The following is a 13831-nucleotide window of genomic DNA, read 5'->3' as shown; positions in this document are numbered from 1 at the left end:
TGCGAGTTCTCCGCAATCCCCGGGTGCTCAGCTGATCACTACGCATGACCATCCGCCTCACCAACGCCTGGGTGCTGACGCTCGACGAAGGCATGAACCAGCACGAGCGCGGCTGGATATCGATCGACGGTAACACCATCACCGCCCTCGGCGCCGGCGATCCGCCCGCCATCGATGGTGCCGAGATCGTCGACTGCGGCGGCGATATCGTCATGCCCGGCATGGTCAACACCCATTGCCATATGGCGATGTCGGTATTCCGGGGCCTGGGCGAGGATGTTGATGACCGCCTTTACCGCTACATCCTGCCGCTCGAGCGCAAGTTCGTCACGCCGCACATGGTGCGCGCCGGTTCGGCTCTCTCGGCGCTCGAGATGATCGAGGCGGGCGTCACCACGGTCGCCGACATGTACTACTTCGAAACGCAGGTGGGCGAGGTCGTCGCCGAAGCGGGCATGCGTGGCATCGTCGGCCAGACCCTCGCCGATTTCGCCCCGCCCGACCACAAGAGCTTTGACGAAGGCTTTGCGCTGGTCGAGGAGCTGGTCGACCGCTTCTACGACCATCCGCTCGTCACGCCGTCGATCGCCCCGCACGCGCCCTATTCCACGGGCCTCGAGGTCATGGAGCGTATCGCCGCATGGTCCGCGGCGAATCCGACCGTGCCCGTGCAGATGCATCTTGCTGAAAGCGATCTCGAGGTCGCCTGGGCCCGCGATACCCACGGCACCTCGACCGTCGAGGTCGTTCGCCGATCCGGCCTGCTCGACCGAAGCCCCATCTGCGCCCATTGCCTGCATCTGAGTGAAACCGACATCGCCAACATGGCCGACGCCCATGTCACCGTCGCCACCAATCCGCGCTCCAACGGCAAGGCCGGGCGCGGCATCGCGCCGGTCGCGGCCATGCGCGGGGCCGGCATCCCGGTCGGCATCGGGAGCGATGGTCCGATGAGCGGCAATACGCTCGATCTCTTCTCGCAGTTCGCCCCAGTCTCGATGTTCGCCAAGCTGCTGGGCAAATCGCGCAAGCCACTGCCGGCGGCAGAAGTGGTGCGCATGGCGACCATCGAGGGCGCCCGCGTGCTCGGACTGGACGGCAAGATCGGCTCTCTGGAGCCTGGCAAGCAGGCCGACCTCATCCGCGTGAACCTTACCGCCAGCCGCCTGCATCCGATCTACGATCCGTGGTCGATGCTCGTCTTTGCGGCAATGCCCACCGACGTTGCCGATGTCATGGTCGCTGGCCGATGGCTGATGCGGGATCGGCAGGTAATGACCCTCGATCCAAAGAAGACTTTGCGCGACGCGATGCAGATCGCGCGCGAATTCAAGGCCGAGATGGTGCGGATCGACGAAGAAAAGCGATGACAAAAGAATCCGTTGCGGCCGTTCTCGCAGAGGTTGATTCAAGCCTCGGTGCCGGTGCCGCTCGATGAGCAGGCGCAAGGTCGTCATCGACACCGATCCCGGGCTCGATGATGCCGTTGCGATTCTCTTCGCGCTCGCCTGCGGCCGGTTCGACGTCCTGGGCCTGACAACGGTTGCCGGCAATATCGGGCTCGATCGGGTTACCGCCAATGCCGGGCGCCTTTTGGCGCTGATGCAGCGGGACGACGTCCCTGTCATCGCCGGCTCTGCAGGCCCGCTGGTGCGGAAAGGCATTGACGAAGCCGCCATCCATGGCGACGACGGCCTCGGCGGAGTGCGCCTGCCCGAGCCATTGGCCAATCCCCTCGAGGATGCGACGGGATGGCTGGCCGAACGGCTGGCGGCGGAAGAGCGCGGCACCGTCGACGTCCTCGCCCTCGGCCCGCTCACAAACCTCGCGCATCTCGTTGGGCTCTATCCGCAGGTTGCGGCGCGCATCGGCCGCGTCATCGTCATGGGCGGAGCCATAGCCGAGAAGGGCAATGTCGGCCCACGCTCGGAGTTCAACTTCGCATCCGATCCTGAAGCGGTCGACAACGTCCTGCGGTCGGGCCTCGACCTGACCATCGTGCCCCTCGACGTCACTCGGAAGGTCCGTGCCAGCCGTGCCTACGCAGCAGATCTGGCCGGCAGCGATGTCGCTGCCCGAGCCGCAGCCGACCTCATCACCGCCTATTTCAAAAACGATGCCGGCCGCGAAAGCCGTCCGCTGCACGACCCTTGCGTCATGCTGCTGGCCGTGGCGCCGCAGCTCTTCCGCATCAGGACGATGAGCCTCTCCGTCGATCTCGGCAATGAAGCTGACGCGGGCGCACTGATCGTCGGTGGAGACGACGCGGTCCCGGTCAAGGTCGCGGTCGGGATCGAGGCCGAATGGGCGCTGGCGCTGCTGGCGGAGGGGCTGCGGTAGATTTGCTAGCGCAGTTCTTTCTCGACCAGGGCTGTCCAGAACCGAGCACCCGTCGCAATGGCATCGTCGTTGAAGTCGTACCGCGAGTTGTGGTGCAGCGCCCCATCCACGGCGGGACCGTTGCCGAGCCAGACATAGGCGCCGGGCACGCGGCTGGCGAACTCGGCGAAATCGTCGCCGGCGGTCGAGGGCGGGAAATCGGTGACGACCGGACGCGCGGAGGCCTTTTCGGCCGCTGCCAAGGCGCGGCGCGTTGCATCGGCATCGTTGATGACCGGCGGGATGCGCCGCTCGAACCGGTAGTCGGCCTCGATGCCGAAAGTGGCAGCGACGCCACGGGCAAGGCCGTCGATTTCCGCTTCGAGCTGGTCGCGCACCTCGGCCGAATAGGCGCGCGCCGTGCCACCGATCCGGACCTCGTCAGGGATGACGTTGAGCGCTCTGAAGTCCCCGGCCTCGATAGCGCAGGCGCTGACGACGGCCGGTTGCAATGGATCGACGCGGCGGGCGACGATGGTGTGGAGGGCAACCACGAACTGCCCCGCCGCCGTCACCGCGTCGCGCCCGAGATGCGGCTTGGCACCGTGGGTGCCGACGCCGCGGAAGGTCACATGCCAGCTATCGGAGGAAGCGAGCTGGGGACCGGCGACCACCGCCATCTCGTCGGTCGCGAGGCCTGGCATGTTGTGGAGGCCATAGACGGCATCGACCGCGAAACGCTCGAAAAAGCCGTCATCGATCATTGCCTTGGCGCCGCCCCGCCCCTCCTCGGCCGGCTGGAAGACGAAGTGCACGGTGCCCGAGAAGTCGCGCGTGCGGGCCAGATGGCGGGCGGCGGCGAGGAGCATCACCGTATGCCCGTCGTGCCCGCAGGCATGCATTGTGTTGGGCGTGCCGGACTTGTAATCGCGCTCGGCAAGCTCGGGCATGGCGAGCGCGTCCATGTCGGCGCGCAGCGCGATGCGGCGGGGACCATCGCCGGCTCGGAGCGTGCCGACGACGCCGGTCTTGCCGAACCCCCGATGCACCTCGATGCCCGCCTCCTCGAGCTGCCCAGCCACGATGTCGCTGGTGCGCACCTCTTCGAACCCGAGTTCGGGGTGGGCATGCAGGTCACGGCGAAGCGCCGTCATAGCCTCGAGTTCGAATGGATCGTTGTCGCCGGGTTGCATGGACCACCAAGCTTTTGAAATATAGGCGGATAACCATCGGGCATGGTTGCGCCCGCATCAAGGAAAACCTCGCCCTTGCCGCCCTCACCCCACGATTTCTGGCAGGCGTTCGTCCCGCCGGGCACCTACGAGACCGACCCGAACGCCGGCCACGAGCATGGCTTTCCGGCAACTCTTTCCGATGGGAGGCAACTGCTGCTACCGATCCGGGTTTTGCCGGGCGACGGACAGCACGCCGTCGCCTCGCTCATCGTCAACCAGGCCAGCTTTGCCGTGGAGGACGGGCTGGCCAAGGCTCTCGCAGAGCTCCTGGCGCCCTATGCGCCGGAAGTCATCATCGGCGTGCCGACGCTCGGCCTGTTGCTCGCCAGCAATGTCGCGCGCCGCCTCGGCCACGCCCGCATGGTGCCGCTCGGCACGTCGCGCAAGTTCTGGTACCAGCAGAACCTGTCGGAGCCGATGTCCTCGATCACCAGTCCCGGGCAAGCCAAGACGCTGTTCCTCGATCCACGCATGCTGCCGCTGATCAAGGGCAAGCGCGTTGCCGTCGTCGACGATGTCGTCAGCTCCGGCGAGTCGATGCTGGCAACCCTGCGCCTTCTGGAAAAGGTGGGCATCACGCCCGCCGTCATCGGTTGCGCCATGCTGCAGGGGTCGGCCTGGCGCGATACGCTCGCGGTCTGGGAGGACCGGATTGTTTCCCCGCTCTCGACACCGCTACTCGTACGGATGCCGAACGGGCGCTGGCAGGCCGTCGACCCCTATTAGCGGCCCCGGAGGGCCGCTACCACCAATCGTTACTGCTCGCCGCCGACAACGCGGCATCAAGCGGCGGCAGGTGCGGATGCCACATCCGCTCCCATTCGAGACTCATGGGCATCGTCACCCCCTCGGCGTCCAGGCGCTTGCGCAACGCCGCCATGGGGAAGTCTCCCTCGCCGGGCAGCACATAGGCACGCCCGTCCGGCCCCGGTGCACTGTCCTTGACATGGAGATGCACCACCTGAGGAGCGATCCGGCTCCAGGTCGCGAGCGGATCCGTGCCGCCCTTGGCCCAGGTGTGATGCGTATCCCAGAGCACGCGTGCGTGCGGCACCTCCCGGCAGAAGCGATAGAGCGCCTCGCCGGCGACCAGGGCGTCGTGCGTCTCGATCATGAGATCGGCTGTCCAGCCGCGTTTTGACCTGAGATCGCCCCAGCGATCGAGCCGTTCCCGCCCCGCAGCAACATCCGCGTCCGTCAGCTCCTCGCCGCCGTCGAAGACGCGCAGGTTCGGCACATTCGCGGCCTCGGCCCAGGGGATGAAGCGCTCGATTTCGGCGAGGTCGAACGTCTCGCCGAATAGGCGTGCCGAGGTGCCGAAAGCGGCAAGGACGACCGGCTGCCCATCGAGCCAGTCCGCCAGTCCATCTGGCGAACCAAACTCCTCGGCAAGCTTTGCCGGCACGTCGATGGAGCCAGAGAGTGCCCGCAGTTCCACGGCGCCAATGCCGTGCTTGACCGCGAGACCGGCCGCCTCTTTCAAGGAACGCTCGGGACAGCCAAGGGTTGAAAAGCAGTGGATCAGGGTCATGCGATGCGGTCCAGTTCGGCGGCGGTCACGGGATGGAGCGGCGGCAGACCCGCCACAAATCTCTCGATCTCGGTTATCGCCAGATCCGACAGGCGCCGCAACTCATTGCCCTGGGCTCCGGCAATATGCGGCGTCAGCACCACATTGGGTAGATGGTAGAGAACGCTGTCGGGCGGCAAGGGTTCGGGATCGGGTGTATCTATGAGGGCGCGCAGGCGCCCGGACACCAGTTCGCGCTCCAGCGCCTGGTGGTCGATCAGCCAGCCGCGGGCGGTGTTGATCAGCACCGCGTTGTCGGCCATCAGCGCCAGTTCCGCCGCGCCGATCATGTGCCGCGTCTCGGGCAGGATCGGTGCGTGCAACGAAACGGTGTGGGACCAGGCGAGGAGATCGGTGAGCGCCATGCGGGTCACGCCGAGCGCTTGCGCTTCGTCCTCACCAAGGAACGGATCGTAGACGCAGACCTCGAAGCCCGATCGCACCAGCATGCCGATGACCAGACGGCCGGTCCGCGATGCGCCGACAATGCCGACGCGGCGCCGGTAATTGCCGATATGGGCTGAACCGAGACCCATGCGAGCGCCGAAACCGCCGGCTCCGCGCGACAGGCGATGCGCGTCCCGCAGGCGGAAAACATCCTTGGCGCACATGATGATGGCGGCAAAGGTGAACTCGGCAACCGGCACGGCCATTGCGGATACCGCCGAGGTGATCGGAATGCCGCGCTCCCAGAAGGCCGGGGTGGTCATGGCGCGGATAGAGGCGGCAGCGTAGGCGACAAAACGCAGATTGGGGGCGCGCGCCAGCCGCTCTGCGGTCAGTTGCGGTGCCCCCCAGGCGGCGAGCAGAATATCGGCCTGCCGCAGGGCATCCGCACCCGGTGCGTCGTCGAAGTTCGAGAACGCCCGGCGCGAAACGACCTCCGCAACGGCTTCGAGCCTTAGCCACTCGACCTCGCCGAAGAAATCGTCAGGCAACTCATCGCGCATGGCAAGCACGAGTCTGGGTTTGCGTGCCATGCGCCCGGGCCTCGGGACTGAGACGGTCATCTTAGCCTCAGGAGTAGAGAACGCCGCCGTTGATGTCGTAGCAGGCGCCGGTGATATAGGCGGCATCATCCGACGCGAGGAACGCCACCAGCGCGGCAACGTCTTCCGACGCGCCTTCGCGCTTCAGAGGCGCGGCGCCGGCGACGCGCTCACGCACCTCGGGTTTGGTGAAGGTGTCGTGGAAGGTGGTGGCGATCATGCCCGGGCAGACCGCGTTGACGCGGGCGCGCGTACCGAGCTCCTTGGCGAGACCCCTGGTGAAGGTCATCACTGCGCCCTTGGACGTCGCGTAGGCGACTGCGCCCGGCCCGCCGCCGTCGCGTCCGGCCTGGGAGGAGAAGGTGACGATCGCCCCGCCCTCCTTCAGGTGCGGCAGCACGGCCTTCGCCGTGAGGAAGAGCGAGGTGACGTTGAGGCTCATGACCTCATGCCAGAAGTCTTCGTCCATCTCGGGCATGGTCTTGCGCGCAACCAGTCCGCCGGTGACATGGACCAGCGCGTCGATGCCGCCGAAGGCCTCGGTCACACCGGCGACCATGGCCTCGACCTCATTCCCTTTGGTCAGATCAGACTTGAAAGCGGCGGCGCGCCCGCCGGCGCCCTCGATCTCGGAGACGACCGCTCGAGCACCGGATTCAGCGCCGTTATAGGTCAGAGCGACGGTTGCGCCTTCGGCAGCGAAGCGCAGCGCGCAGGCCCGCCCGATGTCACGCCCACCGCCGGTCACCAGCACCGTTTTCCCGTCAAATCGCTGCATTCTCAAAATCCTTGGCAAGTGTCAGCTTGAAACGCCGATCGTCGACGTCGGTGAAATAGATATCAGTTGCAAAGCCCTGGTCGTCGATGAAGCTGAAGATGCGTTTTGGCGCATCGAGCGCATAGGGCACGAGAAGGGTGACCAGCACGTGCTTGGTCGCCGCCTCGATCTCGGCACGCAAATGGTGGTGGGTTTCGAGTCCCTCGGTCTCGGCCGGATCGATGCCGGGGAAGCCTTCAACGACCGATATCCGGGGTGCGCCGTTCGAGGAGAAGATGAACTGGCCGGAAAAGCCTGCCCGCTCGCCACGGTAGCGAAAGCTCGTCTTGCCTGCATCGATCGGCCCGACGGTGTGGCAGAGCCATTCGAGGGTCTGCGGCTGCGCGGTCTCCACCCGATCGACGAAGATGAAATAACTGTCGTCGACGAAGTGCACGTCGCGCTCGACGCGCAGGACCGTGTCGTTGAGGACCTTGTAGGCCGCCGTCGCGTCGGCCCGGATGAGGACATGACCCGGCGCCTCGGTGACGTCGAGGATGCTGCCCGACGCACGACGCGCCAGCGCCTTGTCCTTCTCGGCATATTGCCCCTTCTCGCCGATCAGCACGGCATTCTTGGAGCGTGTCTGACGCCGCCAGTCGCGGTGCATGCTGGAGTTGAACGCGATGTAGTAACCCGACTGGATGGCGAGGTCCTCGCCATAGGCATAGAGCAGGAAGGCGTTCTGGTCGCCGTGGCTGTGGCTCAGCGATCCGTAGGGGCTCGACTTGAAGACGAACTGGATGTGCCGGTTAGGATCGTGGATATGCTTCTGGATCGCGACCCAGCCGATATCCTTGAACCAGCGGACCGGCGGCAGGTCCGCCGGCTCGACGGAAGCGACCGGCGCATGATCGTGCGCGTAGACGAGGTCGTCGAAGTTGAGATCCCACCAGCCATAGTTGTAGAAGGCCATCTCGGTGCCGGCGGCGTCGGCTTTGAGCTGCTCGAAATACCACTGGTAGTGCCCATTGCCGCTGACCCCGGCGAACTGGCGCACATTGTAGCCAACCTTCAAGCCTGGCAGGTCGCCAAGCGTCGAGTCGTCGCCAAAGCAGGCCCGCCGCGTGCCTGGTGCTTTGGTATAGAGCGGGAAAGCGCCGGTATTCTGCAGGAAGGGCCGCCGGTAAAGGTCGAGCCCCAGATATTTGGCGACGAGGTTCGCCGCCTCTATGAAATAGGCGATGCCGGTCATCCAGTAGTGCGGCCCCTCGGCCCAGCCTCCGTCGGTTCCGGCCCAGGGCGAATAGAGGGTTGCGAGGAAATCGACCGTGTAGTCGAGCCAGCCCATCGCCTCCTCGCTCTCGCCGTCCAGCGCAATGCAGGCGGGCGTGAGCACCGCCGAGAGCGAGCGCACCGCGTGGCTGTCGTAGGGAAAGACGTGGATGCGTGCATGGCCGATGACGTGCTCGGCGACCTCTCGTGTGCGCTCGAGGAGAACCACGCGTACGCTCTGGCGTTCAGCTTCCGACAAATGGTCGTGAAGCCAGTCGTAGCCCCAGGCGAGCGCCACGACGACGCGAAACGCGGCTTCGTCGTTGTAGGCGCGCGAGGTCGGCCCCTTGGTGTCCCAGGCGGCGACTGCCAGCAGCCACTCGCGCGCCCTGTCGAGGAGCCGCGTATCGCCGAGTACCCGTCCGGCGATAGCCAGATGCCGGATGGCGTAGATCACTTCCTGGCAATCGATGTACATCTGCCGCCAGAGCGAGGCGACGCGCACATTGTCGGGATAGGGCTTGGGCTCGGCGATGATCGGCCGGTCGATCCAGGGCTGGACCGATTTGGCAAAGAAAATGTCCCAGCCGCAGGTCGTCGGGTCGGCGGCGATCCGGGCGCTGAAAGCTTCAAGTTCCGTTCCGTCGAGCCAGAGTCGCGGGTGCGCATATTTGGTTCGCCCACGTCGCTCGGCCAGCGAAAGGACCGGCGTTTGCGGCAGCCCCTCGGCAAGGGCGAACGTGCGCACGGCGCTCCACTCCGAGCCGGGCACGCTTTCGGCTTCGTCCCAGAGCGCATAGCGCCAGTAATAAGTGCCCGGAGCGAAGGTCTCGTCAGGTGTGAAGAAATTCCAGGCGAGCCCTGGGTAGCGGTGGGTCGATTCGGGCTCGAATTCGACGTTCGTCGAGACCTCGACCACATAACGCGAGGCGTCGTCGATGTCCGGCAACCACGAGAAGCGCGGCGGGTTCTCGGTCGGCGAACGGTCCGCGTCCGGAGTGTAGGCGATAGTGAGCGAGCCCGGCCGGGGCTGATCCAGCACGGCCTTGCGCAGGCTTTCCGGGGCGGACGGTCGCATCGACTGCCGGTCTCCTATTGTAGCCGAGGAAGTGGTGGGCGGCGGCAGGGAGACCGCCGCCCGGGAGGAGGGCTAGTCGGCCCCGTATTGCCGGTCATACGCAGCCTGCATGACCGCGATGACCTTGTCGTAGCCGAGGCTGTTGAGCCGCTCTTTGTAGGCGTCCCAGCCGGTGTCGATATCCTGCGCCCCCAGTACCCAGGTCTGCTGCATCTCGGTCATGTAGGTGAGGATACTCGGCCAGTAACGGTCGTAGACCTCCTTCTCCTCGGCATTGAAGGCAACCCCCAGGAACTCTTCCCTCAGACAATCGCACTCCTCGTACATCTCGATGCCCTCGAGCGCGATCTCGTTAGTCCACTGACGCTCGTATTCGTAGTCCTGCCAGAAGCCGCGCGGCACCTGCGCGCCGATTTCCCAAAGCTGGGCGTTGACCGGCGTGTCGCTGTTCAGCACCTCCTCGGCAAACTGCGGCTTGCCGTCGACCATCTCGTAGGTCAGGCCCTCGACGCCGAAATTGGAGAGGATCCGCCCTTCCTCGGAGAACCAGAAGTCGAAATACTTGATGGTCTCGACCGGATGTTCGTTGGTCACCGAGATGGCCCAGCCTGCTGGCTGCACCTGCTGGCGGCGCGCGTCCTCGAAGCGGTCGCCCGAGACGGTCTTGGGCGGCAGCATGGGCCGGAGGCTGAACCCTTCGATCTCCTCGGCGAGCGCCGTGTTGTAGGTGGAGGTCGAGGCGAACCAGTCGTGGAGCATGCCGCCCAGATTGTTGCCGAGCAGGTATTCGCGCGAACGCGAGCCGCGAGTGAAGATCTCCTTGTCGAGCAGGCCTTCCGCGTACCAGTCGGCAACGTGTCCGATGCCGACCTTGTAGGTGTCCTCCGCCCAGGGGTGGCGCACCTGCCCGTCATAGATGGCAAAGTCCCCGTAACGCTCCGAACCCGAGACGCGCGCGTCCCAGAGGTTGATGAGCCGCACCGCGTCGATCTCGTCGCGAGCGAAAAAGGGCACCTCGTCCTTGATGCCGTTGCCGTTGGGGTCCTGGTCGCGGAAGGCGACGAGAACATCGTGGACCTCCTCGGGCGTCTCGGGCACCTCGAGTCCGAGCTTCTCCAGCCAGTCATAGCGGATGAACCAGGCGCGCGAGAACTTGCCGTCCGGCACGTAGGGGATGAAGTAGATGTGCCCATCCGGACCCGAAATGGCTTGGCGGATTTCCGGACGGCTCTCGAAGAACGCCTTGAGGTTGGGCGCGTGTTCCTCGATGAGGTCGTCGAGCGGCATGAAGGCGCCTTCGAGCCCGTAGCGGATGAAGTCGTCCTTGAGGGTTGCGCCGGCGTCACCGCCGACGATATCGGGCAGGTTGCCGGAGACGATGAGCAGGTTGAAGGCGTCGCGGCTCGATGTGGTGGCGAGCGAGGCGATGTTGCGGATGTGGATGCCGGTCTTTTCGGCCACCGCCTGCTCGACCGGCCAGTCCTCGCTATAGACGTACTTATCGCGGAAATGGAAGTGCATGGTCAGTTCCAGCGGCTCGTCGACGATACGCGCCGTCTCCTGGGCCATTGCGGCGAACGGCACGACGAGTGCCGCTGACATTGCGAGCGCCGAAACACTCTGGACTATCGTTTTCACAGGTTTCTCCTCCCTTGTGACATTACTCTTTGACCCCGCCCAGCAGGATGCCCTTCGAGAAGTATTTCTGGGCGTAGGGGTAGATGATCAGGACGGGGATGATGGATGCGACCATGATCGCCGCCGTGATGGTCTCGAAGGAATACTCGGCCGTCAGCAGGCTCGAAGCGAACTCGTCGTTGGAATTGAGGTCGACGATGATGCGCTTGAGATAGACCTGCAGCGGAATCTTTTCCTCGCCGCGCAACAGCACCATCGCCCAGAAATATCCGTTCCAGCGCGAGACGATGCAGAACAGCGCGACGGTGACGATGGCGGGCTTGGAGAGCGGGATGAACACCTTCCAGAGGAGCTGCAGTTCGCTCGCCCCGTCCATCTTGGCGGCTTCCTCGAAGGACTTGGGCACCGCCTCGAAGAAGTTGCGCAAGAGGATGACGTTGAAGGCGTTGCAGGCAAAGCCGATGATGATGCCGAAACGGCTGTCGAGCAGCCCCAGGTCCCGCATGTTGAGGAAGAACGGGATCATGCCGGCGTTGAACCAGAGCGTAAAGGCGATGAGGAGATTGAACATCGTGCGCCCGCGCAGGCGCTTCCTCGAGAGCGCGTAGGCGCCCGGGATCATGATGGCGAGGCTCATGGCCGTGCCGCCGAAGGTATAGATGAAGGTGTTGCCGTAGGAGATCCAGAACATCCGGTCCGAGAGCACCCGCTGATAGGCGGCAAGCGTCACGTCGACCGGCCAGAGCACGACCCGGCCCGAGGTGACCGCCGCCCCTGACGAAACCGAGGCGGCAAGGACGTAGATGAAGGGGTAAAGCGTCGAGAGGACGAAGAGGGCGAGCAGGAACGCGTTGGCATAGCCGAAGATCCTGTCGCCGCGGGTATAGAGGTTGGATGCGCTCATCTTGGCCTCACCACAGCGATGTCGAGGAGACCTTCCGGCTGATCCGGTTGGCCGTGTAGACGAGGACGAAAGCGATCACCGCATTGAAGAGCCCGGCAGCGGTGGCGAGGTCGTATTGGGTTCCCTGGAGGCCCGTGCGGTAGATGAAGGTCGAGACGACGTCGGCCGTCTGGTAGGTCGAGGGCCGGTAGAGGAGGATGATGTATTCGAACCCGACCTCGACCAAATTACCGATGCGGATGATCAACATGATGATGATCGTCGGCAGGATGCAGGGCAGCGTGATGCGCCAGACCATCTGCCAGCGCGACGCACCGTCGACCCGCGCCGACTCGTAGAGCGTTGGACTCACCCCGGCGATGGCGGCGAGATAGACGATCGAGTCAAAGCCTGCTTCCTTCCAGATGCTCGAGCCGATGAACACCGGCCGGAACCATTCGGGCTGGGTGAGGAAATAGATCGGCGCGATGCCGAACCAGCCGAGCACGGTGTTGACGATACCCGTCGAGGGCGAGAGGAAGTTGATGACGATGCCGGCAACGATCACCACCGAGATGAAGTGCGGCAGGTAGACGATGGTCTGCGCCCAGCGCTTGGCGAGCGCGTTCTGCACCTCGTTGAACATCAATGCCAGGAGGATCGGTACCGGGAAGGCGAAGATCAGCCCCAGGAAGCTGATGGTGATGGTGTTCCAAAACGCGCGGATGAACATGGCATCGGCGAACAGCGCGCCGAAATGCTCGAAGCCGACCCACGGGCTCGCCTCGATGCCGCGGAAGATCGAGAAGTCCTTGAAGGCGATCTGCAGCCCGTGCATGGGCTTATAGAGAAAGACCAGGAACCAGATCATCATCGGCGCGAGCAGCAGGTAGAGCTGCCAGTCGCGCCGCAGGTCTTCGCTGAGGGTTTGGAAATAGTCCGAGAGCCGCAGCCGCATCGCTTGCCTCCTACCCCCGCGCCTTCAGCGTCTTGCCGGTATCGGCGTCGAAGACGTGCATGCGCGCGGTATCGATGCCCAGCCGCTCGACCGACCAGAGCTCGGAAAGATCGAGCGGCGTCTCGGCCTTGGCGATGAACGCCTGTCCGTTGACCCGCCCGTGCAGGAGCGCCTCGGCGCCCAGCGGTTCGACGAGGTCGATGGCACAGTCGATGGCGGGCGCCGCTCCGGGATGGAGGCCCATCGCCTCCGGCCTGATGCCCAGCTTGACCGCCTGCCCCTCGCGAGCACCAGCGGCGAAAGCGGATGGCAGCGGTAGGGACTGGGCAGGCTCCCCATTTTCTGGCGCAATGACACCATGAAGCACTCCGCCGACACTGGTGACGGTTGCATCGATGAGGTTCATGGGCGGCGAGCCGATAAAGCTCGCAACGAACGTATTGGCCGGCTCGAGGAACACCTCCATGGGTGAGCCGACCTGCTCGATATGACCGTTGCTCATGATGACGATGCGGTCGGCCAGCGTCATCGCCTCCACCTGGTCATGGGTCACATAGATGCTGGTGGCTTCCATCCGCCGGTGCAGGCGCTTGATCTCGGCGCGCATATGGGTGCGCAGCTTGGCATCGAGGTTGGAGAGCGGCTCGTCGAAGAGGAAAACCTGCGGCTTCCTGACGATGGCCCGACCCATGGCGACGCGCTGACGCTGGCCGCCCGAAAGGTCAGCGGGCTTGCGCTTGAGGTACTCGGTCAGCCCGAGGATCTGGGCCGCCTCGGCGACAGCCTTGTCGACCACGTCCCGCCGCTCGCGCCGCACGCGAAGACCGAACGCGATGTTTTCGGCGACATCCAGGTGGGGATAGAGCGCATAGTTCTGGAAGACCATGGCGACGTCCCGGTCCTTGGGCGCCACCTTGTTGACCTCGCGGCCGCCGATCGAAATCGTTCCGCCGGAAATCTCCTCGAGGCCGGCGACCATGCGCAGCGTCGTCGATTTGCCGCAGCCCGACGGGCCGACCAGCACCACGAACTCCTTCGGTTCGATGGCAAGGTTGATGCCGTGCACGACCTCGAGCGCGCCATAGCGCTTGACGACGCCGGAAATGTCGACTGCTGACATGCGTTCTCC

Annotated in this window: 12 protein-coding genes; 3 read left to right on the top strand and 9 right to left on the bottom strand. The window is 64.9% G+C overall.

The genetic code is table 11. The annotated features are described in order from the left end of the window. Positions 1–44: 44 nt before the first annotated feature. Positions 45–1370 carry an amidohydrolase family protein gene (locus QQK18_RS12770; protein ID WP_284340721.1) on the top strand — a complete coding sequence of 442 codons (1326 nt, stop codon included), beginning with the start codon at positions 45–47 and terminating at the stop codon, positions 1368–1370. Positions 1371–1434: 64 nt separating this feature from the next. Further along, positions 1435–2340, top strand: coding sequence for a nucleoside hydrolase (locus QQK18_RS12765; RefSeq protein ID WP_284340720.1), 906 nt, complete (start codon positions 1435–1437; stop codon positions 2338–2340). Positions 2341–2345: 5 nt separating this feature from the next. Here QQK18_RS12765 and QQK18_RS12760 read toward each other — a convergent pair whose 3' ends face one another. Further along, entirely contained in the window at positions 2346–3512 is a 1167-nt protein-coding gene (locus QQK18_RS12760; RefSeq protein ID WP_284340719.1) for a M20 aminoacylase family protein, read from the bottom strand. Between the two features lie 42 nt (positions 3513–3554). Here QQK18_RS12760 and QQK18_RS12755 point away from each other — a divergent pair, with 42 nt between their 5' ends. Beyond that, the gene (locus QQK18_RS12755; protein WP_284340718.1) at positions 3555–4280 is read left to right on the top strand and encodes a phosphoribosyltransferase; all 726 of its coding nucleotides are present in this window, start codon (positions 3555–3557) and stop codon (positions 4278–4280) included. A 16-nt stretch (positions 4281–4296) separates the two neighbouring features. On the opposite strand, the gene QQK18_RS12750 is transcribed toward QQK18_RS12755, so the two are convergent. The 8 genes from QQK18_RS12750 to QQK18_RS12715 all read right to left on the bottom strand — a co-directional run bounded on the left by QQK18_RS12750 (position 4297) and on the right by QQK18_RS12715 (position 13822). Further along, positions 4297–5085: a sugar phosphate isomerase/epimerase family protein gene (locus QQK18_RS12750; RefSeq protein ID WP_284340717.1), complete on the bottom strand. Its 789-nt coding sequence runs from the start codon at positions 5083–5085 to the stop codon at positions 4297–4299. Beyond that, the gene (locus tag QQK18_RS12745; protein ID WP_284340716.1) at positions 5082–6104 is read right to left on the bottom strand and encodes a hydroxyacid dehydrogenase; all 1023 of its coding nucleotides are present in this window, start codon (positions 6102–6104) and stop codon (positions 5082–5084) included. Before QQK18_RS12745 ends, QQK18_RS12750 begins: the two co-directional genes overlap by 4 nt. A gap of 37 nt (positions 6105–6141) precedes the next feature. Further along, positions 6142–6891 (bottom strand): SDR family NAD(P)-dependent oxidoreductase, encoded by a 750-nt coding sequence (locus QQK18_RS12740; RefSeq protein WP_284340715.1) that lies wholly within the window; start codon positions 6889–6891, stop codon positions 6142–6144. Then, positions 6878–9223 (bottom strand): heparinase II/III domain-containing protein, encoded by a 2346-nt coding sequence (locus tag QQK18_RS12735; RefSeq protein ID WP_284340714.1) that lies wholly within the window; start codon positions 9221–9223, stop codon positions 6878–6880. Before QQK18_RS12735 ends, QQK18_RS12740 begins: the two co-directional genes overlap by 14 nt. Positions 9224–9295: 72 nt before the next feature. Beyond that, on the bottom strand, positions 9296–10825 hold the full coding sequence (locus tag QQK18_RS12730; protein WP_284341035.1) for an extracellular solute-binding protein: 1530 nt from the start codon (positions 10823–10825) through the stop codon (positions 9296–9298). A gap of 58 nt (positions 10826–10883) precedes the next feature. Continuing rightward, a complete protein-coding gene (locus QQK18_RS12725; protein ID WP_284340713.1) occupies positions 10884–11765 on the bottom strand; it encodes a carbohydrate ABC transporter permease in 882 nt (293 codons plus the stop codon). Positions 11766–11772: 7 nt separating this feature from the next. After that, a complete protein-coding gene (locus QQK18_RS12720) occupies positions 11773–12702 on the bottom strand; it encodes an ABC transporter permease (RefSeq protein ID WP_284340712.1) in 930 nt (309 codons plus the stop codon). A 10-nt stretch (positions 12703–12712) separates the two neighbouring features. Further along, positions 12713–13822: an ABC transporter ATP-binding protein gene (locus QQK18_RS12715; protein WP_284340711.1), complete on the bottom strand. Its 1110-nt coding sequence runs from the start codon at positions 13820–13822 to the stop codon at positions 12713–12715. Positions 13823–13831 lie beyond the last annotated feature (9 nt).

Origin of the sequence: Devosia nitrariae (assembly GCF_030160115.1) — a bacterium.
GTDB lineage: Bacteria > Pseudomonadota > Alphaproteobacteria > Rhizobiales > Devosiaceae > Devosia > Devosia nitrariae.
The sequence above is the reverse complement of the archived record's forward strand: the minus strand, read 5'-3'. Positions and strand labels throughout refer to the sequence as shown.